The organism is Micromonospora sp. CNZ286, from assembly GCF_014207755.1.
The window spans coordinates 1221117-1242988 of record NZ_JACHIZ010000001.1; the positions used below are offsets into that span (position 1 = coordinate 1221117).

General features: G+C 74.1%; 17 protein-coding genes. 6 read left to right on the forward strand and 11 right to left on the reverse strand.

Annotated elements, in window-relative coordinates; translation table 11 throughout:
• Positions 1-189 precede the first annotated feature (189 nt).
• Positions 190-3114, forward strand: coding sequence for an ATP-binding protein (locus tag FHX31_RS05875; protein WP_486481652.1), 2925 nt, complete (start codon positions 190-192; stop codon positions 3112-3114).
• Positions 3115-3315: 201 nt separating this feature from the next.
• Here the strand turns inward: FHX31_RS05875 and FHX31_RS05880 are convergent, their stop codons facing one another.
• Positions 3316-5199 carry a DUF423 domain-containing protein gene (locus tag FHX31_RS05880; RefSeq protein ID WP_486481653.1) on the reverse strand — a complete coding sequence of 628 codons (1884 nt, stop codon included), beginning with the start codon at positions 5197-5199 and terminating at the stop codon, positions 3316-3318.
• Positions 5200-5259: 60 nt separating this feature from the next.
• On the reverse strand, positions 5260-6249 hold the full coding sequence (lipA, locus tag FHX31_RS05885; RefSeq protein WP_013287743.1) for a lipoyl synthase: 990 nt from the start codon (positions 6247-6249) through the stop codon (positions 5260-5262).
• A gap of 412 nt (positions 6250-6661) precedes the next feature.
• Between lipA and aspS the strand changes: the two genes are divergently transcribed.
• Positions 6662-7948, forward strand: coding sequence for an aspartate--tRNA(Asn) ligase (aspS, locus tag FHX31_RS05890; RefSeq protein WP_184975377.1), 1287 nt, complete (start codon positions 6662-6664; stop codon positions 7946-7948).
• A gap of 439 nt (positions 7949-8387) precedes the next feature.
• On the opposite strand, the gene FHX31_RS05895 is transcribed toward aspS, so the two are convergent.
• The 3 genes from FHX31_RS05895 to FHX31_RS05905 form a co-directional block, all read right to left on the reverse strand.
• A complete protein-coding gene (locus FHX31_RS05895) occupies positions 8388-8780 on the reverse strand; it encodes a VOC family protein (protein ID WP_013475695.1) in 393 nt (130 codons plus the stop codon).
• Between the two features lie 5 nt (positions 8781-8785).
• A complete protein-coding gene (lipB, locus tag FHX31_RS05900; protein ID WP_030273076.1) occupies positions 8786-9427 on the reverse strand; it encodes a lipoyl(octanoyl) transferase LipB in 642 nt (213 codons plus the stop codon).
• 74 nt (positions 9428-9501) lie between these two features.
• Positions 9502-11313, reverse strand: a complete 1812-nt coding sequence (locus tag FHX31_RS05905) for a DUF6311 domain-containing protein (protein ID WP_184975380.1) — start codon at positions 11311-11313, stop codon at positions 9502-9504.
• A gap of 173 nt (positions 11314-11486) precedes the next feature.
• Between FHX31_RS05905 and FHX31_RS05910 the strand changes: the two genes are divergently transcribed.
• Positions 11487-12728: an extracellular catalytic domain type 1 short-chain-length polyhydroxyalkanoate depolymerase gene (locus FHX31_RS05910; protein WP_184975383.1), complete on the forward strand. Its 1242-nt coding sequence runs from the start codon at positions 11487-11489 to the stop codon at positions 12726-12728.
• 28 nt (positions 12729-12756) lie between these two features.
• Here FHX31_RS05910 and FHX31_RS05915 read toward each other — a convergent pair whose 3' ends face one another.
• Positions 12757-13656, reverse strand: a complete 900-nt coding sequence (locus FHX31_RS05915) for a TIGR01777 family oxidoreductase (RefSeq protein ID WP_091331079.1) — start codon at positions 13654-13656, stop codon at positions 12757-12759.
• 123 nt (positions 13657-13779) lie between these two features.
• Between FHX31_RS05915 and FHX31_RS05920 the strand changes: the two genes are divergently transcribed.
• Complete coding sequence (locus FHX31_RS05920; RefSeq protein WP_013475700.1) at positions 13780-14250, forward strand: helix-turn-helix domain-containing protein; 471 nt, start codon at positions 13780-13782, stop codon at positions 14248-14250.
• Positions 14251-14261: 11 nt separating this feature from the next.
• Entirely contained in the window at positions 14262-14810 is a 549-nt protein-coding gene (locus FHX31_RS05925) for a PIN domain-containing protein (RefSeq protein WP_030273069.1), read from the forward strand.
• A 28-nt stretch (positions 14811-14838) separates the two neighbouring features.
• Here FHX31_RS05925 and FHX31_RS05930 read toward each other — a convergent pair whose 3' ends face one another.
• The 4 genes from FHX31_RS05930 to FHX31_RS05945 form a co-directional block, all read right to left on the reverse strand.
• On the reverse strand, positions 14839-15849 hold the full coding sequence (locus FHX31_RS05930; protein ID WP_114921060.1) for an aldo/keto reductase: 1011 nt from the start codon (positions 15847-15849) through the stop codon (positions 14839-14841).
• A gap of 11 nt (positions 15850-15860) precedes the next feature.
• Complete coding sequence (locus FHX31_RS05935) at positions 15861-16808, reverse strand: LLM class flavin-dependent oxidoreductase (protein ID WP_184975386.1); 948 nt, start codon at positions 16806-16808, stop codon at positions 15861-15863.
• A gap of 83 nt (positions 16809-16891) precedes the next feature.
• Positions 16892-18226 (reverse strand): low temperature requirement protein A, encoded by a 1335-nt coding sequence (locus tag FHX31_RS05940; RefSeq protein ID WP_114921059.1) that lies wholly within the window; start codon positions 18224-18226, stop codon positions 16892-16894.
• 45 nt (positions 18227-18271) lie between these two features.
• Positions 18272-18838 carry a TetR/AcrR family transcriptional regulator gene (locus FHX31_RS05945; protein ID WP_013475705.1) on the reverse strand — a complete coding sequence of 189 codons (567 nt, stop codon included), beginning with the start codon at positions 18836-18838 and terminating at the stop codon, positions 18272-18274.
• Positions 18839-18985: 147 nt separating this feature from the next.
• Between FHX31_RS05945 and FHX31_RS05950 the strand changes: the two genes are divergently transcribed.
• The gene (locus FHX31_RS05950) at positions 18986-19921 is read left to right on the forward strand and encodes an SDR family NAD(P)-dependent oxidoreductase (protein WP_013287732.1); all 936 of its coding nucleotides are present in this window, start codon (positions 18986-18988) and stop codon (positions 19919-19921) included.
• Between the two features lie 62 nt (positions 19922-19983).
• On the opposite strand, the gene sucB is transcribed toward FHX31_RS05950, so the two are convergent.
• Positions 19984-21825 (reverse strand): 2-oxoglutarate dehydrogenase, E2 component, dihydrolipoamide succinyltransferase, encoded by a 1842-nt coding sequence (gene sucB, locus FHX31_RS05955; protein WP_184975388.1) that lies wholly within the window; start codon positions 21823-21825, stop codon positions 19984-19986.
• Between the last annotated feature and the right edge of the window lie 47 nt (positions 21826-21872).

Sequence of the window (21872 nt, forward strand, 5' to 3'; positions counted from 1 at the left end):
CTCGCCGGTGCGGCCGGTGCTGTGGGTCGTGGGGAGTTCACCGGTCCGGCCGTCCCCGGGAATGTGGGCGCGGCCGGTGCCGTGGGGGAGTTCGCCGGTCCGGCCGTCACGGGGGCGGCCGGACCGGCGGCCATCCGCCGTCCGATCGGCCCGGTAGGGCCGTCGGAGGGCCGTGGCATGCTCGACGGCGTGACCGTACGCGCCGCCAGCACCGTCCTCGTCGGCCGCCGGCCCGAGCTGGCCGCGCTCGGCGACGCGCTGGCCCGGTCCCGGACCGGCGAGCCGGCGACGGTGCTCGTCGGCGGCGAAGCGGGCGTCGGCAAGACCCGGCTGCTGGAGGAGTTCGGCACGCAGGTGGACGCCGCCGGCGCGCGCCTGCTCGTCGGCCAGTGCCTGGAGCTGGGCGAGGCGGGCCTCCCGTTCGCCCCGTTCGCCGCCGCGCTGCGCGACGTGCTGCGCCACGACGGGCCGGCCGCCTTCGCCGGCTACGAGGCGGAGTTCGCCCGGCTGCTGCCGGAGCTGGCCCGGATGCCCGCAGGCGTCGCCGCGCCCGCCGGGCCGGCCCTCGCCGACACCCCGCGCGGCTATCTGTTCGACCTGGTCGCCGAGCTGTTCCGGCGGATCGCCGAGGAACGCCCGCTGGTGCTGGTGATCGAGGACCTGCACTGGGCCGACCGGTCCACCCGGGATCTGATCGGCTTCCTGGTGCGGGCCGCCCGCGCCACCCGCCTGCTGGTGGTCTGCACGTACCGCACCGACGAGCTGCACCGGGGGCACCCGCTGCGGCCGTTCCTCGCCGAGCTGGACCGGGTCCGCGGCGTGGACCGGATCGAGCTGGGCCGCCTCGACCGCGACGGCACCGCCGCCGTGCTGGCCGACCTGCTCGGCACCGAGCAGGTCGCCCGGACCGTCGACGACGTGCACGAACGCACCCAGGGCAACCCGTTCTTCATCGAGGAGCTGGCCGCCGCCGGTGGCCCGGTCGGCTGCGCGGCCATCCCGGAGACGCTGCGCGACCTGCTGCTGGCCCGCGTCGACCGGCTGCCCGAGCCGGCCCAGCGGGTGCTGCGGATCGCCGCCGCCGGGGGCACCCGGTTCGCCCACCAGCTCCTCGCCGAGGTGGCCGGCCTGCCCGAGGCCGAACTGGAGGACGCGCTGCGCGCCGCCGTCGCCGGTCAGCTCGTGGTGGCCGACCCGGACGGCGACTACGAGTTCCGGCACGCGCTGGTCCGCGAGGCCGTGCACGACGACCTGCTGCCCGGCGAGCACGCGCGGCTGCACGCCCGGTACGCCGCGGCGATCGAGGCTCAGCCGCACCTGGTCGCCGCCGGTCGCGCGCCGGCCGAGATCGCCCACCACTGGTACGCGGCACACGACCACCCGCGCGCGCTCACCTCGGCCCGGGTCGCCGCCGAGGCGGCGGCCGAGCGGTACGCGTACGCCGAGCAGAGCCGGCTGCTGGAGCGCGTCCTCGAACTCTGGGAGCAGGTGCCCGACGCCGCCGACCGGCTCGGCATGGACCATCTGCGGGTGCTGGAGGACACGCTCACCGCGGCGGTGACCGCCGGTGACCTCAGCCGGGCGCTCACGCTCACCCGGGCCGCGCTGGCCGAGGTCGACTCCGACGCCGAACCGCTGCGCGCGGCGCGCCTGCTCGACCACCGGGGCCGGTTGTTCGCGCTGCTCGGCAAGAGCGACGGCGCGGCCGAGCTGCGCGAGGCGTACCGGCTGGCGGCGGGTGCGCCGCACGGCCCGGAACGGCTCGGCGTGCTCGCCGACATCGCGTCGCACCTGATGAAGGTCGACCCTCGGGAGGCCGCCTCGGTCGCCACCGAGGCCGCGGCCGGCGCGTCCGAGGTCGGCACCGACCTGGTGCTGCTGCCCACCCGGATTGCCCTGCTGCACCGCATCGACGGCACGCCGGAGCTGGGGCTGGCCGAGCTGCGCCGGGTGGAGGCGCGGGCCCGGGCGGCAGACGACTCGTGGGCCCTGGTCAGCGCACTGGTCTTCCTCTCCGACGTGCTCTACGAGCTGGGCCGCTACGACGAGTCCGAACAGGCGGCCGCGGCCGGGGTGAGCGAGGCGCGCCGGGTCGGCATCAGCCGCTCGATCGGGGCGTACCTGCTGTCGAACCGGGCCGAGGCGCTGATCGCGCTGGGCCGCTGGGACGAGGCGGACGCCACCTGCGCCGAGGCGGCCCGCATCGACCCGCCCGGCGTGTCCGGGCTGCACTGGCTGCAACTGCGCGCCGGGCTCCACCTCGCCCGCGCCCATCCGGGCGCGGACGAGGTCGTCGGGCGGGCGCTGGCGTTCCTCGGCCGGCCGTACCTCTGGCCGAACCACCGGCTGCCGCTGCACGAGCTGCGCGTGGAGGCGGCGCTCGCCGCCGACGACAAGCCCGAGGCGGTACGCGCGGCGCGCGCCGCCCTGGCCGACGCGCACCTGGCCGACCTGCCCCGCGAGGGCTGGCCGGTGCTGAACGCGCTGGCGCGTACCGCCGCGCTGACCGGTGACGCGACGCTCGCCGCCGACGTGTCGGCGGTGGCCGCCGCGCTGCCGGCCCGGCACCCGGCCGAGCACGCCCACGCCGCCCACGTCACCGCGATCCTCGGCGGGACGGCGCCCACCGGTCCCGCCGACGCGCTCGCCGCGTGGCGGGCGACGGTGGCGGCGTGGCGGACGGCCGGGCAGCCGTACCCGCTGGGCCGGGCGCTGCTCGGGCTGGCCGAGGCGGCCGCGGCAGCGTGCGAGCGGGACGAGGTGGCCGCCGCGGTACGGGAGACGGCCGAGCTGGCCGCCCGGCTGGGTGCCACCCCGCTGGGCGAGCAGGCGGCGACGCTTGCCCGCCGGGTCGGGCTGCGCGGCACCGGGCGACCCGGGCCGGACCTGCTGACCAGCCGGGAGCAGGAGGTGCTGCGGCTGGTCGCCGAGGGGCACAGCAACAGCCGGATCGCCGAGCGCCTGTTCATCTCGCCGAAGACGGCGAGCGTGCACGTCTCCCGGATCATCGCCAAGCTCGACGTGACCAACCGGGTGGAGGCCGCCGCGCTGGCCCACCGCCTCGGCCTGCTCGACCCCCAGCCACCCGTCCCGGCACAGCGCCGCGCCCGGTAGCGCGCCGAACCATCCCGCTTCGCGTCAGGACGCGTCAGGCCGGTCGAGCGTCGGGCCGGTCGGGCGCCGGGCCGGTCGGGCGCCGGGCCGGTCGGGCGCCGGTCGAGCGTCGGGCCGGTCGGGCGCCGGGTCGGCCGGGCGCTGGGCCAGCGAGCGCCACAGCCGAGCGCCGGGCCGGGCCGGTAGCCGGCCGGGCCTGCGTCAGCGGCGCGGCAGGTAGATCCGCCAGCCGGCCACGGTGACGACGTCGAGCGTCCCCGATTCGGCGCCGACGCGCTCGTCCAGCCGCGCGGCCAGCGGCGAGCCGGCCGGTGCCACCCACGCCGCGTCCGGGTCGGCCGACACCTCCCGCCGGTACGCGGGCAGCCTGTCGAAACCGGGGGTCAGGTCGTCGTCGACCACGCCGCAGAGCACGTTCTCGCCTGTCGCGTAGGTGAGCCGGTTGCACGTCCAGTAGCCGCCGCGGACGTTCCGCACGTCGAGCGCGCCGAGCGTGTCCACGAGCGACCGGTGCCGGTCCGCCTCGGCGTGCACGCCCGGTGCGGTCCGCGCCACGTCCACAGTGGCCGCCACGCCGGTGCCGAGCATCCCCGCGATAACCGCCAGCGCCCCGACCGCCGCCATCCGGGCCCTCCGCCCGGCCGGCCGCCCGCCCGCCGCCTTGATCGACTCCACTTCGGGGAGATGGCGGTATCCACCCTCCTCCGATGCCGCCACCTCGCCGAACTGGCGTTCAGCGGGCCGGTCCGATGCCGCCACCTCGGCGAACTGGCGTTCGGCGGGCCGGTCTGATGCCGCCACCTCGGCGAACTGGCGTTCGGCGGGCCGGTCCGATGCCGCCACCTCGCCGAGCTGGCGTTCGGCGGGCCGGTCTGATGCCGCCACCTCGGCGAGCTGGCGCCGCGCCGTCAGCCGGTGAGCAGCGAGCGGGCGGGCGGCCTGCCACAGTGGCCAGAGCAGGGCCGGCACGGCGACCGCCAGGCACGACAGGTAGCGGCTGCTCTCGATCGGCGTCTGCCCGGCCGCGTTGCTCACCGCGTACGCGGCGAGCACACCCGCCGCGCCGCCGAGCAGCGCCAGCCGCACCCCGGCCGGCACCCGCTCCGGCGAGCCCGGCCCGCCCGAGGTACGGCGAAGCGTGTGCCACGCGGTGAACGCGGCGAGCACCAGCAGCACCGGGAAGACGACGGCCCACCAGAGCTGCCAGGTGGCACACCGGCCGGGGGAGCAGAAGCCCATCGCCAGCGGCGGCCCGAGGACCAGCGCGCCGTGCAGCCGGTCCGCCCAGTCGGCCGGTGTGCCCGTGCCACCGGCCGCCAGTACCGCGGTCACCGGGTTGCGGCCGTGCCGGATGCTGTCCACGAGCATCGGCGCCGCGCCCAGCAGCAGCGCGCCGGCCAGCACCACCCCGGCCCGGCCGACCAGCTCCCGCCACCGGCGGGCCACGAGCAGCGCGCCGAGCGTCAGCACGTACGGCAGGATCAGCGGGTCCACCCAGAGCAGCACCCCGGCGACCAGTCCCCAGGCCGCCCAGCGGGGCAGCCGCGCGCCCGCCCCGGTCACGCAGAGCCCGACCGTCAGCAGCGCCAGCGCGGCACCGGCCGGGTTCAGCTCCGGGTAGCCGCCACCGGCGATCAGCTGGTTCTTCACCACCCGGTCCGCGCCGAGCGCCAGCACGGCGACCACCAGCAGGGCGTACCAGCGGTCACCGCCGAGCCGCCGGGTCAGCCGCCAGGACAGCAGCAGGAACAACGCGTACAGCGCCAGCGTGGGCACCCGCAGCACGAGCACCGACGGCCCGGCCAGCGCGACCAGCGGCGCGGCCAGGTACGCCTCCAGCGTGCCCATGTACGCCTGGCCGTAGAACCACACCGGGAAGCCGTCACCGCGGGCGATGTGCAGGGCGGTCAGCCCCATCGTCGCCTCGTCGCTGTTGGTGGGCGGCGCGTCGGCGAACAACAGCGCCAGCCGGTAGCCCACACCGGCGAACCCGACGAGCAGGGCGAGCAGCGTCGGCAACGGCAGCCGCCGGGGCGTACGAGGGCGCACGGCTTCGCGTGGCTCCTCGCGTACCCCGGCGGTCATGCCTGTGATCATGGCATCCGGCAGGCGGCCGGCGGCGGGTGACGCGGTGGTCGGCCGGCCTCAGCCGGCGACGGTGACCTCCCGGCGGGCGTCGAGCGCCTGCTGGTAGAGGCGGCCCGCGCGGTACGACGAGCGGACCAGGGGACCGCTCATCACGCCCGCGAAGCCGATCTCCTCGGCCTCCTCGCGCAGCTCGACGAACTCCTCCGGCTTGACCCAGCGGGTCACCGGGTGGTGCCGGGGGGAGGGACGCAGGTACTGCGTGATGGTGATCAGTTCGCAGCCCGCCTCGTGCAGGTCGCGCAGCGCCTGGGACACCTCGGCGCGCTCCTCGCCCATGCCGAGGATCAGGTTGCTCTTGGTGACCAGGCCGTCGGCCCGCGCCTGGCGGATCACGTCCAGCGAACGCTCGTAGCGGAACGCCGGGCGGATCCGCTTGAAGATGCGCGGCACGGTCTCCACGTTGTGCGCCAGCACCTCGGGCCGCGAGCCGAAGACCTCGGCGAGCTGCTCGGGCACCGCGTTGAAGTCGGGGATCAGCAGCTCGACACCGCAGCCGGACTGAAGCGCGTGGATCTGCCGGACCGTCTCGGCGTAGAGCCAGGCCCCGCCGTCGGGCAGGTCGTCGCGGGCGACACCGGTGATGGTCGCGTAGCGCAGACCCATCGCGGCGACCGACTCGGCGACGCGCCGCGGCTCGTCGGCGTCGAACTCGGCCGGCTTGCCGGTGTCGATCTGGCAGAAGTCGCAGCGCCGGGTGCACTGGTCACCACCGATGAGGAAGGTGGCCTCCCGGTCCTCCCAGCACTCGTAGATGTTGGGGCAGCCGGCCTCCTGGCACACGGTGTGCAGCCCTTCGCGCGAGACGAGCCCGCGCAACTGGGTGTACTCCGGGCCCATCTTGGCCTTGACCTTGATCCACGGCGGCTTGCGCTCGATCGGCGTCTCGGCGTTGCGCGCCTCGATCCGCAGCATCCGCCGCCCCTCCGGGGCGACAGTCGCGGTGCGCGCTGGCTGCTCAGTCGTCGGCGCGGATTGCTCGATCGTCACAAAACCGAGCGTACGCCGGTCGGTGCCGGTCGATGAACGAGGGCGACGGCCGTCACGCCGGAATGGCTGTGACACCGGACACCAAGGGCGAAAAAACCCGGTCACAGCGCGGCGCGTGCGGTGCTAGCGTGCCGGGCAGAGCTGTGACGGAGCCGAGTAACGGGCCGATCCGCCAGTCGAGAGAGCCGCCGGTTGCTGTGAGGCGGTCTGGCGCCGGTCCGTGAAGACCCTCCCGAGCTGCGGGAAGAACGGCGTTTCGCGCCCAGTAGAGCCCGCCCGGCCGGCCCCGGTGAAAAGGCGACGAACGAGGCTCCCGCCCTGGCGGGGGCGAAGGTGTGGTGGCACCGCGAGGTTCCCGCTCGCCCACACCTCCCTGGGGATCGCGTTGCGATTGGTCAAGGAGGTAGTCGTCGTGCAACGCATCCTGTCCACAGAACTCCCCGCCCGTGTGGGCGCCACAGTGCGGCTCGCCGGCTGGGTCCACCGCCGCCGGCTGCTCAAGTCGGTGGCCTTCCTGATCGTCCGGGACGCCGCCGGGCTCGCCCAGGTGGTGGTCGCCGCGCCCGCCGTGCGGGAGCAGGTCGAGGCGCTCACCGAGGAGACTGTCGTCGAGGTCGTCGGCACGGTGGTCGCGAACCCCACCGCGCCCGCCGGGGTCGAGGTCGTCGAGCCGACGGTACGTCCGCTCGGGCCGCCCGCCGTCCCGCCCCCGTTCGACCTGTACCGGCCGGTGCTCACCGCCACCCTGCCCACCCAGCTCGACCACGCGCCGGTCGCGCTGCGGCACCCGGTCCGCTCCGCCGCGCTGCGGATCTCGGCGGCGGCCGTGTCCGGCTTCCGGGCCACGCTCGACGGGCGGGGCTTCGTCGAGGTGCACACGCCGAAGGTGGTCGCCTCGTCCACCGAGAGCGGAGCTAACGTGTTCGCGCTGGACTGGTTCGGGCGGCCGGCCTACCTGGCGCAGTCGCCGCAGTTCTACAAGCAGCTCATGGTCGGCGTCTTCGAGCGGGTGTACGAGGTGGGGCCGGTGTTCCGCGCCGAGCCGCACGACACGGTGCGCCACCTGGCCCAGTACACGTCGCTCGACGTGGAGCTGGGCTTCGTGGCCGACCACCGGGACGTGATGGCGGTGCTGCGGGAGACGCTGGCCGGGATGGTGGCGACGGTCGGCGAGCGGGCCGGTAACGCGCTGGCGACGCTCGGCGTGACGGTGCCGGAGGTGCCGGCCGAGATCCCGGCGGTGCACTTCACCGACGCGCTGAAGATCGCCGGAGCGCCGGCGGACGAACCCGACCTTGCGCCGGCGCACGAGCGGGCGCTGGGGGAGTGGGCGCTCCGCGAGCACGGCAGCGACTTCCTCTTCGTCACCGGGTACCCGATGGCGAAGCGCCCCTTCTACACCCATCCGGACCCGGCCCGGCCCGCGTACTCTAACGGTTTCGACCTGCTGTTCCGGGGTGTGGAGCTGGTGACCGGCGGGCAGCGGCTGCACCGGCACGCCGACTACCTGGCCGCCCTGGCGGCGCGCGGCGAGCCGGTGGAGCCGTACGCCGGGTACGTGGACGCGTTCCGGCACGGCATGCCGCCGCACGGCGGTTTCGCGATCGGGCTGGAGCGGTTCGTCGCCCGGCTGACCGGGGCGGCGAACGTCCGGGAGGTGACCGCCTTCCCGCGCGACCTGCACCGCCTCACGCCCTGACTGCGGGGCGCGGGCTCGCCATCGGGACCGTCGGTCTCGCCGCCGATCTCCGGAATCGGCTCGGATCTGCCACTGAGCGTGACGAGAGGTCGCTCGGCCTTGCGGTCACGCTCGGTGAGGGTTGTTTCGGGGTGGTCGAGCTGCCCTCAACGCCGGTGGATTGCGCTGAGCTGGGGTTATGGCGAACAGCCCTCGGGAGGGAGGGAAGGGGTTTCTGCGCCCTTTGCTCTGCAGCCACTGGCGCAGCGGTTGACCGGGAGTGACCGTTGCGGATCCGGCTGCAGAGCAAAGTCGGCGGGAGGCCACATGCTGCGGGCGCAGCCTTGTGGCTCACCGTGACCGACGGCGAGGCGGGGCCTGGGTGGGCGGCGGGTCTGGGCGGGCGGTGGCCCTGGGCGGGCGGCGATCCGGACCGGTCGCACACCGCGCCGCCGAGCGGTCAGGCCGGGCCGAGCAGGTCCCAGGAGTTGCCGGCGATGTCGCGGAAGACCGCGACCCGGCCGTACGGCTCGGTGCGGGGCGGCCGGACGAACTCGACGCCCGCGTCGACCATCCGCCGGTACACCGCCTCGAAGTCGTCGACCTGGAGGAAGAAGCCCACCCGGCCGTGGGTCTGGTCGCCGACCGCGCCGGCCTGGTGCTCGCCGTCGGCGCGGGCCAGCAGCAGGCCGGTGCCGCCGCCCGGCGGGCGTACGACCACCCAGCGCTTGGGCCGGCCGTCGTTCGTCAGCGACGGCTTGTCCTCGGCCAGCTCGAACCCGAGCACCTCGGTGAAGAAGGCGATCGCGGGGTCGTACTCGGTCACGACGAGCGTGACCAGGTCGAGCCGCACCGGGCTCAGACCTGCGTCAACGTCGGCAGGTGCCGCTCGACCACCGGCAGCACGTCGGCGACGGTGATCGGCCGGCCCAGCTCGGCGGTCAGCGAGGTGACCCCGGCGTCGCGGATGCCGCAGGGCACGATCCGGTCGAAGAAGCCCAGGTCGCAGTCGCAGTTGACGGAGAAGCCGTGCAGCGTGACGCCGCGGGCCACGCGGATGCCGATGGCTGCGACCTTGCGGGCCGGCCCCCGGTCGTCCTCCGGCACCCACACGCCGCTGCGTCCCTCGACCCGGCCGGCGGACAGCCCGAACTCGGCGCAGACGTCGATCAGCAACTGCTCGGTGCGCCGGACGTACGCGACCACGTCGACCGGGTCGGGCAGCCGGACGATCGGGTAGCCGACGAGCTGCCCCGGACCGTGCCAGGTGATCTTCCCGCCGCGGTCCACGTCCACCACCGGGGTGCCGTCCATCGGCCGGTCCCACGGCTCGGTGCGCTTGCCGGCGGTGTAGACGCTGGGGTGCTCCAGCAGCAGCACCGTGTCGCCCTGCTCGCCGGCCACCACCGCCTCGTGCAGCCGGCGCTGCTCGTCCCAGGCGGCCTGGTAGTCGAGCAGGCCTGCGCGGACGGCGGTCAGCCCGGAAGTCGTCACGCTCACCCGTCCAGCCTAGTCCCGCCCTCCGGGAACCGGACCCGTGAGCCTCGTCGCCATCGCGGGGGACACGGCGACGGTCAGGCCGGCACCCGCCACAGCCAGACGTCCTCCACCCGCTCGGGCGGGCCGAGCAGCGCGGTGGCGGTGCGCCGCAGCGCCTCCTCGTCGACGTCGAACTTGGCGCCGTGCACCCGGTCCGGCAGCACCACCGCCTGGACCCCCCAGTAGCGCAGGTCCGCCCGGGACTCGCGGATGCTGCCGTCGGTGATGATCGGCACCAGCCCGGTCCGGCCCGCCTGGTCCATCAGCGAGTCGAAGGTGCGCGGCACCGGGCCGATCCGGCCCCGGCCCTCCGGCCCGCCGGGCCCGAGGAAGAAGCCGGACGGGATCCGGAACTCACCCTGCCGGTGGGCGAGCGCGTACGCCTGCCAGCGCTGCCCGTCCGGGTAGACGTCCACGGTCAGCGGCAGCGGCGTCAGCACCCCGTCGGGCGGGACGTAACGCTGCCAGGCGCCGCTGGTGATGAACTGCGGGATCGGCTCGCGGACGCTGGTCAGCAGCGGCGTGGGCACCAGCGGCAGCAGCGCCGCGGCGAAGCCCAGCGCCCAGGCGAGCCCGCTCACCCGGCGCCGGGGCGGCCGGGCACGCAGCGAGTCGATCGCGTACGCAAGCAGCAGACCGATGACCGGCGCGACCACGAGCGCCAGCCGGGACGGCAACGCCGCGTTGATCACCGGCAGGTTGTCCAGCACCCCGAACGGCAGCGTCTGGTCGAAGCGGCGGCCGTTCCACTTCACAGTGGGCCCCCACGACAGCACCGCGAAGACCACTGCGGTCACCCCGAGCGCCGCGAGGGTGGCCCGGAACGCGCGGTCCGCGCGCCGCCACAGCAGCGCGAAGCAGGCGGCGGCGAGCAGGAGCAGCGGTACGCCGAAGAACGAGTTCTCCTCCGTCGGGTTGGGCGCGAGCGAGGTGCCCCACCCGGCCCAGCCGGCCAGCGACCGGCGCGGATAGGACCCGTACGCGGCGATGTCCTCGGAGTGGATCAACGGGTCGAACCCGGTGCCGTGGAACCGTTGCGGTCCGAGGAAGTGCAGCCACAGCGGGTACGCCAGCAGTGCCCCGGCGACGAGCGCTGTCACGCCCAGCCCGGCCGCCATCCGGGGCAGCGCGGCGCGTACCTCGGACCGGCGGGCCGGGTGCAGCGCCCACACCACGAGGAACACGCCGAGCGCCAGTGCGGTGAAGAACAGACCCTCGGCGGCGATCGAGAACGCGACAGCCACCAGCAGGCCGAGCACGATCCCGCCGGTGACCGCCCGGCCCGGCCGGCGCAGCCGGAACACGCCCCAGATCAGCAGCGGCACCAGCCAGCCCGCGGTCCAGTTCAGGTGCGCGTTGGCGTGCGACACCATCGCCGGGCAGAAGGCGATGAACAGCGCGCCCACCCCGGCGGCCAGCCGGCTGCGGACCAGATGCCGGCTGAGCAGCCAGTACCAGGCCACCGCCGTCGCGGCCAGGTTGAGCGTGAGGATCACCAGGAACGTCGCGGGCGGCCCGATCAGGTACGTCAGCGGCGCGAAGACCGCCGCGTACACGGTGATCGAGGTGTTGACCGCGAGGTTCACCCCGTCCGGGACGTTGATCAAGGTGGTGTACAGCGGGTTCTGCCCGTGGGTCAGCGCGTGCCCGCCGAACGCCAGCAGCCACTCGAACAGCGCCTGGTCACTGGAGTTGACGGTGATCGCGCGGCTGTTCGGATCCCGCCACATGCCACTCGTCACCCAGAGGGCCAGGGCCAGCGCGGCGAGCGTGACCAGCAGGTCGGCGCGCCGGTCGCGGACGCGCGTCGGCGCCGGGCCGGCGGCCGGGGACGGGGAGGAGGGCACGCAGCGGACGTTACCAACCGGACCTGGGCAGACCGCCCGGACACGGAACTCGCCGCACACTTCGGTGACCGTGAATGTGTGAGCGGCGGCCATTCCGGTGTGACGAAACGCGGCCGTAACGTCTCGGCAACTCGGAGGTGATTCAGTTCACATTCCACGATCGGGAGGTCCCCGTGCCCCGCTCCTCATCCCTCATCGCCCGCGTCGCCGGGGCGGCGGCCGGGGTCGTGCTGGCCGCGGCCACCGCGCTGGTCGCCGCCCTTCCCGCCCAGGCCGCCTCGCTGACCCAGGTCACCGGTTTCGGCTCCAACCCCGGCAACCTGGCCATGTACGCGTACCGCCCGGACGGCCTGCCCACCGGCGCGCCCGCCGTGGTGCTGCTGCACGGCTGCGTGCAGAACGCCTCGACGTACGTCACCAACTCCGGCTGGCAGAAGTACGCCGACCAGTGGAAGTTCACGCTCATCGCGCCGCAGCAGCCCAGCGGCAACAACGCCAACTCCTGCTTCAACTGGTTCGAGACCGGTGACACCGCACGCGGCCAGGGCGAGGCGCTGTCGATCAAGCAGATGGTCGACTACGCCAAGACCACCTACGGCACCGACGGCGCCCGCGTCTACGTCAGCGGCCTCTCCGCCGGTGGCGCGATGAGCGCGGCCATGCTCGCCGCCTACCCCGACGTCTTCGCCGGCGGCTCGATCATCGCCGGCATCCCGTACCGCTGCGCCACCAGCACCGTCACCGCGTTCAGCTGCATGAACCCGGGCGTGGACAAGACCCCGGCGCAGTGGGGCGACCTGGTCCGCGGCGCGTACGCCGGATACACCGGCAAGCGCCCCCGCGTGGCGATCTGGCACGGCACCAGCGACACCACCGTGGCGACCGCGAACGCCGCCGAGTCGCGGGACCAGTGGACGAACGTGCTGGGCGTGTCGACCACACCGACCAGCACGTCCACGCTGCCGGCCGGCACGAGCCTGGAGGTCTACGGCACCGACCAGGTCCGCCTCTACCGGGTCTCCGGGATGGGCCACGGCACCCCCGTCGACCCGGGTACGGGCGCGGATCAGTGCGGCACCGCCGGGGCGTACTTCCTGGACACCATCTGTTCGACGTACCGGGACGCGGTCTTCTTCGGGCTCGGCGGTGGCGGCGCCTCGCCGAGCCCGACCCCGACGGCGACTGCGTCACCCACGCCGACGGCCTCGCCCACGCCGACCGCCTCGCCCACGCCGACCAGCGCGCCGGTCTGCGTCACCGCCAGCAACTACGCGCACGTGGTGGCCGGGCGGGCCTACCAGTCCGGCGGGTACGCCTACGCGCTCGGCAGCGGGCAGCGGATGGGCCTCTACAACACCTTCTACACGAGCAGGCTGAAGCAGACCGGGCCCGCGTACTGGGTGATCGGCTGCTGATCCGCCGCGTCGCGCCGCCCTCGGCCGGTCACTCGGAGAGGGCGGCGCGCAGCGCGCCCGCCAGGTCCGGGTGCGCCCAGGAGAAGCCGGCCTTGTCGAGCACGGCGGGCAGCACCCGCGCGCTGGTCAGCGCCTCCTGCGCGAAACCGCCGAGCGCCACCTTCAGCGCCACCGCCGGGATCGGCATGATCGCCGGGCGGTGCAGCTGGCGGGCCAGTTCCCTGGTGAACTCGGCGTTGGTGACCGGCGCCGGGCCGACCACGTTCACCGCGCCGGCGATGCCGTCGTGGTTCAGCAGGAACGTCGCGGCGTCGAGCCAGTCCCGCATCGAGATCCACGGCAGCCACTGCCGCCCGTTGCCCAGCTTGCCGCCGACGCCGAGCCGGAACGGCAGCAGCTGCGGCTTGAGCAGGCCGCCGTCGCGGTGCAGCGGCAGTCCGGTACGCAGGCGCACCACCCGTACGCCGGCGTCCTCGGCCGGGCGGGTCGCGGCCTCCCAGACGCGGCAGACGTCGGCGAGGAACCCCTCACCCGCAGGTGCCTCCTCGGTTACCGTCCGGTCGCCGGTGTTGCCGTACCAGCCGACGGCGGAGGAGTTCAGCAGCACCGTCGGCCGGTCGGCGGCGGGCAGGCCGGCGATCGTGATGGCGAGCGTGGTGGTGCTGTCCACCCGGCTGGTCCGGATCACCTTCCGGTACTCGTCGTTCCAGCGCTTGTCGCCCACCCCCGCGCCGGCCAGGTTCACCACCGCGTCGGCGTCGGCGACGCACTGCGGGTCCAGCTGTGCGGCGGACGGGTTCCACTGCCGTTCGACGGGTGTGCGTGGCGGGCGGCGGACCAGGCGGGTGACCTGGTGGCCGTCCGCGGTGAGGCAGTCGACCAGTCGGGTGCCGAGGAAACCGGACGCGCCGGCCATGAGGATCCGCATGCTCACATCTTCGAGTACGCGGCGCGATTCGGATGCGTTGAGCGAAATCACTCACTCGTCACGCCCGCCGGTCACGCACGCTAAACGCGTTGCGTTTTTTTCGAATAGAGATACGCTTGCGTCATGAGCAACGCCCTGCGTGAACGTACGGTCCTTCCCCCGGACGACCCGGCTGAGCTGGCCCGGTTCGTGCAGGAACTGCGGAGCGCCGGCGGTCGTGCGCGGGCCAGGCTGGTCGGGCCGGACGGGTCCGAGATCGAGATCCCCGACGAGTTGTACGGCGTGCTGCGGGACGTGGTGACGGCACTCTCCGAAGGGCTCGCGATCTCCATCGCGCCGCACAACACGATGCTGACGACCCAGGAAGCGGCAGACCTGCTCAACATCTCCCGGCCCACGCTGGTCCGGTTGCTGTCCGAGGGCGAGATGCCGTACACGATGCGCGGCCGTCACCGGCGAGTCATGCTCCGGGACGTTCTCGACTACCAGGAGCGGACCCGGCAGGCGCGCCGCCGGACACTCGACCGGATGACCGCCGAAGCCGAGGAAGACGGCCTGTACGACGCGACGGCCACACCGCGCAGGACGAGATGAGCGTGACCTGAGTGGCGTTCCCGGCGTTTCTCGACACCTGCGTCCTCTACCCGGCGCATCTCTGCGACACCCTGCTGCGGCTGGCCGAGGTCGCCGCCTACCGACCTCTCTGGTCCAAGGACGTCCTGGACGAGCTGCGACGCAACCTGATCGTACGAGGCATCGCGGAGGAGCGGGTCGACCGCCGAATCGGCCAGATGGCCGAAGCCTTTCCGGACGCCATGGTCAGCGGGTACGAGTCGCTGATCGACGGCATGTCCAACGATCCCAAGGACCGGCACGTGCTGGCTGCCGCCGTCCGGGCGAACGCGGAGGTGCTGGTCACGTTCAACGTCGGTGACTTCCCCGAGCCGTCGCTCAAGTCCTTCGACATCGTGGCGGTGCATCCGGACGACTTCCTGCTCGATCAGCTGGACCTCTATCCGGGGCAGACACTCGACGTCCTGCACCGGCAGGCAGCGGCCTACCGCAGGGAGCCGACGACCGTACCGGGTCTGCTCGTACTGCTGGGACGCACCGGCCTGCCCCGGTTCGCCGCGGAGGTCCGCCGACACCTCTGAGGCGTCCCCCGCGGCGAGACCCGGGCGGTCAGGCGTCGGCGGGGGCGGTGCGCAGGTCGGCGAGCAGGCGTTCGACCTCGGCGAACGCGTCCTGCGGCAGCGGCCCGTACGCCAGCGCGCCGAGATTCTCCTCGGCCTGCCCGACGGTCCGGCAGCCGGGGATCGGCAGGGTGTGCGGGCTGCGGGCGAGCAGCCAGCCCAGCGCGCCCTGGGCGAGCGTGCGGCCGTCGGCGGTCAGCGCCTCACGGACCCGGGCCACCCGCTCGGCCCACTCGGCGCGCGGTACGCCGCCGGTGAACCAGTCCAGCCACTCCGGGGCCATGCCGCGCACGTCGTCGTCGCCCCGGGCGGTGGGAGCATCCTGGTACTTCGCGGTGAGCAGGCCCATCGCCAGCGGCCCCCGGTTCAGGGCGGCCAGGTCGAACTCAGCGCAGACCGCGAGCATGGCGGCGTTGTCCCGCAGCACCGACTGGTCGTGCTGGATCGCCGCGCAGTGCGGTCCGGCCTCGGCGAAGGCGCGCGCCGAGGCGGGGTCGTCGGTGCTCCAGCCGTACGCCCGGATCTTTCCCTCGGCGACCAGGTCCTCCAGGGTGCCGACGAGGTCCAGCGCTCGCGGCACCGGCAGGCCGCCCAGGTGGAGCTGGTAGAGGTCGACGTGGTCGGTGCCGAGCCGGCGCAGCGAACCCTCCAGGCTGCGCCGTGCGTACTCGGGGCTGGCGTCCTCGCCGAGCGCCTGGCGGGTCGCCTCGTCGGTGGGATAGCCGAACTTGGTGGCGATGACCGCGCGGTCCCGGCGGCCGGCGAGCGCGCGCCCGAGCACCCGCTCGCTGTGCCCCGCGCCGTAGTTGCTGGAGGTGTCGAACAGCGTCGCGCCCAGATCGAGCGCCCGGTGGACGGTACGCACCGACTCGTCGTCGTCCACCTCGCCCCAGCCGAGCGGTTGGGTGCCGTCCCAGAGCGGGCCGCCGATCGCCCAGCAGCCCATACCGATCGCGCTGACCTCGATGCCGCTGCGGCCCAGCCGTCGTGTCGTCGTCATGCGCCCAGTGTTCACTTTCGAGTGTGCTCGAAGTCCAGCTCTTTTCCCGCCAGCCGGGGCAGGAGCGGGGCGAGCGCGTCGACGGCCCCGGCGCGTACCACGAAGCGGGTGACGCCCCAGCGGCGCCGGTGCCCGGCCACGGCCGAGACGATCTCGTCGGGCGTCCCGGCCAGCACGAACGGGGTGGCCAGCACCTCCGCCGGGGTGAGCCCGGTCTCGGCGGCCGTCCCGGCGGCGGCCGCCTCCGCGTCGTCGGTGACGGCGACGTGCTGGACCAGCGCCTCCAGGACCGGCGGCGTCTCCCGGCCGGCCGCTCCGGCCGCCACGTGCGCGAGCTGCGCCTCGATCTGGTCGGCCCGCCACCGGACGGTGTGCTGGTGGCCGTCGGGCAGCGTACGGCCGAAGCCGGCCAGGCCGACCACGTCGGCGTGCCTTCCCGCCCAGCGCAGCAGCGTCGAGTTGGAAGCGCCGACGGTCAGCGGGATCCGGTCCTGGACCGGGCGGGGCCGGTCGAGCCGTGCCGCGTACGCGGTCAGGTCCCCGGTGTCCACGGTGACCTCGTCGCCGGCCAGCAGCGCCCGGACCGCGTCGGCCACCTCGACGCAGCGGCGTACCCGGCCGGCGACGTCCGGTCGCTCGCGCCCGACGGCCCGCCACTCGGCCGGCGTGTGGCCGGCGCCGACGCCGAACCGGGCCCGTCCGCCGGAGACCACGTCCAGGGTGGCCACGTCGGCGGCGAGCAGGATCGGCTCGCGGACGCCGGCGTTCGAGACGTACGAGCCGAGGCCCAGCCTGCTGGTCACGGCCGCCGCGGCGGCCAGCGCGACGAACGGCGACGCGCAGGAGCCGGGGTGGTCGGCCGCGAACAGCGCGTCGAAGCCGGCCGCCTCGACGGTACGGGCCAGCTCGGTCCAGCTTGCCGCGTCGGTGGGCTGCGCCTGTACGGAGAAGGTCGCCATCGCCTCAGCATCGGCGCACGCCGCGCCGCCGGCCACCCCGCACGCGCCGATTCTGCCGACGGCCGAACGTCACACGGCGGGGTTCATCCGTTCGCGTCGCGGTCCTCGGGTTGCTCGTGCCACCGGGCCCGCCAGGCCGCCTCGTGCGCCTCGTGGCTGGCGCGCTCCTCGAAGACCAGCTTGCGCAGCGCCTGCCGGCCCTCGGCGAAGACGATCACCTCGACGGCCACCATGCCCACTGTGAGGGCGGTCAGCATGCCCAGCGCGGCCAGCCCCGGCACCCGCTCCGCGACCGGGATGGCCACGCCGAGCAGCAGCACCGTCCCGACCCGGGTCCAGCTCACCGTGCGCAGGGTACGCAGCTGGAACAGCATGTTGCCGCACAGGTAGCAGATCACGCCGCCGTACAGCAGCGGCACGCCCGGACCATGGGCCGGCTCGCTCGGCGGCACGTTCGGGTCGGCGATCCCGTGCACGATCGTCTCGGCGCCGAGCGCGAACAGGATGATGCCCGCGATCATCGGCAGGAACAGGTACGCGTACGCGTCCCGGGCCATCGCCACCCGGGGACCGTCCTGCGCGACGTGCAGGGCGATCCGGGCGGCCGGCCCGACCATGTCGTAGTGCGCCCACCAGAGCGCGGCGGTGAAGAAGATGCCGAGCACCGCCGCCGCCACGGCCGGCCAGGTGGGCGGCTGGCCGAGCAGGTTGCTGCCCACGCCGACGGAGATGACCGACTCGCCGAGCGCGATGATCAGGATGAGGTCGTACCGCTCGGTCCAGTGTTCGGCGGACGCGACGCCCCAGCCCCATGTGCCGGCGAGGATGCCGGTGCCGTACTGGAGCAGGATGACGCCGGCCCACAGCACGTCCCGCAGCACCGCCGCCGAGAACAGGTCGTCGATCCTCGGCGGCAGCAGCGCGGCGACCAGCAGCAGCGCGGTGCTGCCGACCACCTCGGGGGCGAACCGGATCAGTTGCCGGCGCTCGTTCGGGCTGTCCCGGACGGCGTGCCGGTAGAGCAGCAGGTGCACCAGCCGCAGGACGGTGTAGCTGAGCGCCGCGACCATCGGCCCGGCTTCGTTGCCGCGCGGGTCGCGGAACGCGTGCGGCAGCGACAGCGCGAACGTGAACAGCGCGGCCATGCCGACTGTCATGAGCACCGGGACGAAGCCCTCGCCGAGGCGTACCCGGGTGGCGACCACGCTGTGCACCACCCACGACCACCAGAGCACGGCGAGGACCAGCAGCGCGTGCAGCAGCGCCCCGCCGGTCACCTCGAGCGCGGTGGCCCGGGTGATGATGAAGAACGAGAAGACGAAGACCAGGTCGAAGAAGATCTCGAACCGGTCGACCCGGGCGCCCGGGGCCACCGGCACGGCCGGCCCCAGGCGTCCCCGCCACCCGTACGAGCCCACCGGCCGAGTCTGTCAGCGCCGGTCCGGGCCGCGGGCCGATTCCGGTCAGCCCGGCCGGTGGCGCAACCCGTCCATCAGCAGGTCGAGCAGGCGTCCGGCCTGGGCACGCTGGTCCGGCTCGCCCGCCACCAGGGAGACCCCGCTGAGGCTGGCGAGCACGTCGGCGGCGGCCACGTCGGCGCGTACGACGCCCGCTGCGGCGCCCGCCGCGAGCAGCGCCCCGAGCGCGGCGAGCAGCAGGTCGCGGCTCTGCGCGTACGGGTTGGCGCCGGAGGCGATGACCAGCCGCAGCGCGTCGGCCATGCCCCGCTTGGTGGCGAGGTAGTCGACGAACCGGTCCATCCAGGCGCGTAGCGCCGCGTCGGCGGGCTGGGCCGCGAGCAGCGCCGGAGCGGCGTCGCAGAGCTTCTCCAGCTCGTTGCGGTACGCCGCCTCGATCAGTGCCTCCCGGCTCGGGAAGTGGCGGTAGAGCGTGCCGATGCCGACGCCGGCGTCCTTGGCGACCCGGTCCAGCGTTACCTCCGGGCCGTCCTGGGAAAACGCCTGGACCGCGGCGTCCAGCAGCCGCTGCCGGTTGCGCAGCGCGTCCGCGCGCAGCTGTCGGTCGGGCACGGGCACTCCTCCCTCGACCGGGTCGCCGGCCCGGCACGATGGTAACCGGAGCCCCCTCCGATTATGCTGGCGGAGTAACGGAGGATCCTCCGCTTCTCATCGTAGCGGGCGGACATCGGTCCGCGTCGCCGTCGACAAGGATGGACCATGACCAGCTCGACACCAGTCACCACCCCGTTCTCCGCCGAGACAACAGCCCTGGAGGTGGTCCGCGACCTGGACCTGACCGACCGGCGGGCCGTCGTCACCGGCGGCGCCTCCGGGATCGGCGTGGAGACCGCCCGCGCGCTCGCCGCCGCCGGAGCCGACGTCACACTCGCCGTCCGCAACACCGAGGCCGGGCAGCGCGCCGCCGACGACATCATCGGCACCACCGGCAACGACCGGATCCTGGTCGCCCCGCTCGACCTAGCCGACCTCGCCTCGGTGGCCGCGTTCGTCCGCACCTGGGACGGGCCACTGCACATGCTCGTCGACAACGCCGGGATCATGGCCTCGCCCGAGATGCGCACCGAGCAGGGCTGGGAGATGCAGTTCGCGACCAACCACCTCGGGCACTTCGCGCTCGCCACCGGGCTGCGCCCGGCGCTCGCCGCGGCCGACGGCGCGCGGATCGTCTCGGTCAGCTCGGCGGCGCACCTGCGCTCGCCGGTGGTGTTCTCCGACATCCACTTCCGGCAGCGGCCGTACGACCCGTGGCTGGCGTACGGGCAGTCCAAGACCGCGAACGTGCTGTTCGCGGTGGAGGCGACCCGCCGCTGGGCCGACGACGGCATCTACACCAACGCGCTGATGCCGGGCGCGATCCGGACCAACCTCCAGCGCTACATCAGCGAGGAGGAGCTGGCGCGGATGCGCAGCGGCAACGCGGCCGCCTTCAAGACCCCGGAGCAGGGCGCGGCGACCTCGGTGCTGGTCGCCACCTCGCCGCTGCTCGACGGCGTCGGCGGCCGGTACTTCGAGGACTGCCAGGAGGCCGGGCCGAACCAGCCGGGCACCCGCACCGGCTGGGCCGAGTACGCCCGGGACCCGGAGGCCGCCGAGCAGCTCTGGACCGTCTCCGAGGCGCACCTGCGCGGCTGACCCGCGGAAACGAGGAAGGGGGCGCGCGGCATGTCGCCGCGCGCCCCCTCGCCGTCTCGGATCTACAGACCCAGCTCGGCCTCGAAGTTGCCGCCCTCCAGCCGCTCCTTCACCGCGGTGAGGAAGCGGGCCGCGTCGGCGCCGTCGATCAGCCGGTGGTCGTACGACAGAGCCAGGTAGACCATCGAGCGGATCGCCACGACCTCGCCCAGCTCAGCATCGTTCACCACGACCGGACGCTTCACCACGGCACCCGTGCCGAGCATCGCCGACTGCGGCGACGGCACGATCGGGGTGTCGAACAGCGCGCCCCGGCTGCCGGTGTTGGTGAGCGTGAACGTCGCCCCGGCCATCTCGTCCGGGGTGATCTTGTTGGCCCGGGTGCGCTCGGCCAGGTCGGCGATCCGCTTGGCCAGGCCACCCATGTTCAGGTCACCGGCGTTGTGGATGACCGGCGTGAGCAGCCCGCGCTCGGTGTCCACCGCGATGCCCAGGTGCTCGGCGCCCGGGTAGGTGATCGTCCCGCCGTCCAGGTCCATGCTGGCCTGGATGATCGGGTACGTCTGGAGCGCCTCGATCGCGGCCACCGCGAAGAACGGCAGGAAGGACAGCTTCACGCCGTGCTTGGCCTGGAACGAGTCCTTGGCCCGCGCCCGCAGCTTGGCGACCTTGGTGACGTCGACCTCGACGACGGTGGTCAGCTGCGCCGTCTCGTGCAGCGACTGCTGGAGACGCTTGGCGATGATCGAACGGATCCGCGGCAGCTTCTCCGTGGTGCCCCGCTTGGCGCTCGGCTCCGGCTTGGCGGCCGGCTTGGCCGGGGCGGGTGCGGACGGGGCAGCGGCGGCGGCCGGCGCGGGCTTGGCGGCCTTCGCCTTCTCGGCCGCCTCCAGCACGTCCTGCTTGCGGATGCGGCCACCCACGCCGGTTCCCTTGATCGAGCCCAGGTCCACGCCGTGCTCGGCGGCGAGCTTGCGCACCAGCGGCGTCACGTACCCGGCGGCGTCCTCGCCGTACTCGGACGGAACGCTCGGGCGCTGCGCGGCGGCCGGCGCGGCCGGCTGGGCCGCCTGCTCGGCCTTGGCCGGCTGCGCGGCCTGCTCCGCCTCGGCGGCCGGCTCGTTGTAGGACGCGCCCGGCGTGGGCTCCTCGACCTTCGGCTCCGGCTTCGGCTCGGGCTTCGCCTCGGCCTTGGGCTCCGGCTTGGGCTCGGGCTTCGGCTCCGCCTTCGCGGGCGCGGCGCCGGCCACCCCGACGATCGCCAGCACGGCGCCGACGTCGGCGGTCTCGTCCTCGGCGACCTTGATCTCCTGCAGCGTGCCGGCGACCGGCGACGGGATCTCGGTGTCGACCTTGTCGGTGGAGACCTCCAGCAGCGGCTCGTCCACCTCGACGGTCTCGCCGACCTGCTTGAGCCAGCGGGTGACAGTACCCTCGGTGACGCTCTCGCCCAGGGCCGGCATGGTCACCGGCGTGCCCTCGACCGACGGCGCGGCGGGCTCGGCCGGCTCCTCGACGGCTGGCTGCTCGGCCTCGGCGCCCGGCTCGGCGGCGGCCTCCTCGGCCTCCTGGGCCTGCTCCGGCTCGGGGCCGGTGCCCTCGGCGGCGGCCGTCGGCTCGGTGGCCGGCTCGGCCTTCTCCGTGGGAGCCGCGCCCGCGTCCTCGCCCTCGCCGGCGATGACCGCCAGCTCGCTGCCGACCTCGGCGGTCTCGTCCTCGCCGACCACGATCCGGCTCAGCACGCCCGCCGCGGGGGACGGGATCTCGGTGTCGACCTTGTCGGTCGACACCTCGAGCAGGGGCTCGTCGACCTCGACGGTGTCACCCTCCTGCTTGAGCCAGCGCGTGACGGTGCCCTCGGTGACGCTCTCGCCGAGCCGGGGCATGGTGACCGATACCGGCATGTTCTCCAGACTCCTTTTCCCCTGGTGGGATCATCGCCCGTCGCCGG

Excerpts from the sequence above, each read along its gene's own strand:
- FHX31_RS05880 (WP_486481653.1), bottom strand. The coding sequence starts at position 5,199 with ATGACCGCCGGGGTACGCGAGGAGCCACGCGAAGCCGTGCGCCCTCGT.
- FHX31_RS05915 (WP_091331079.1), bottom strand. The coding sequence starts at position 13,656 with ATGCGGATCCTCATGGCCGGCGCGTCCGGTTTCCTCGGCACCCGACTG.
- FHX31_RS05920 (WP_013475700.1), top strand. The coding sequence starts at position 13,780 with ATGAGCAACGCCCTGCGTGAACGTACGGTCCTTCCCCCGGACGACCCG.
- FHX31_RS05930 (WP_114921060.1), bottom strand. The coding sequence starts at position 15,849 with ATGACGACGACACGACGGCTGGGCCGCAGCGGCATCGAGGTCAGCGCG.
- FHX31_RS05935 (WP_184975386.1), bottom strand. The coding sequence starts at position 16,808 with ATGGCGACCTTCTCCGTACAGGCGCAGCCCACCGACGCGGCAAGCTGG.
- FHX31_RS05950 (WP_013287732.1), top strand. The coding sequence starts at position 18,986 with ATGACCAGCTCGACACCAGTCACCACCCCGTTCTCCGCCGAGACAACA.
- sucB (WP_184975388.1), bottom strand. The coding sequence starts at position 21,825 with ATGCCGGTATCGGTCACCATGCCCCGGCTCGGCGAGAGCGTCACCGAG.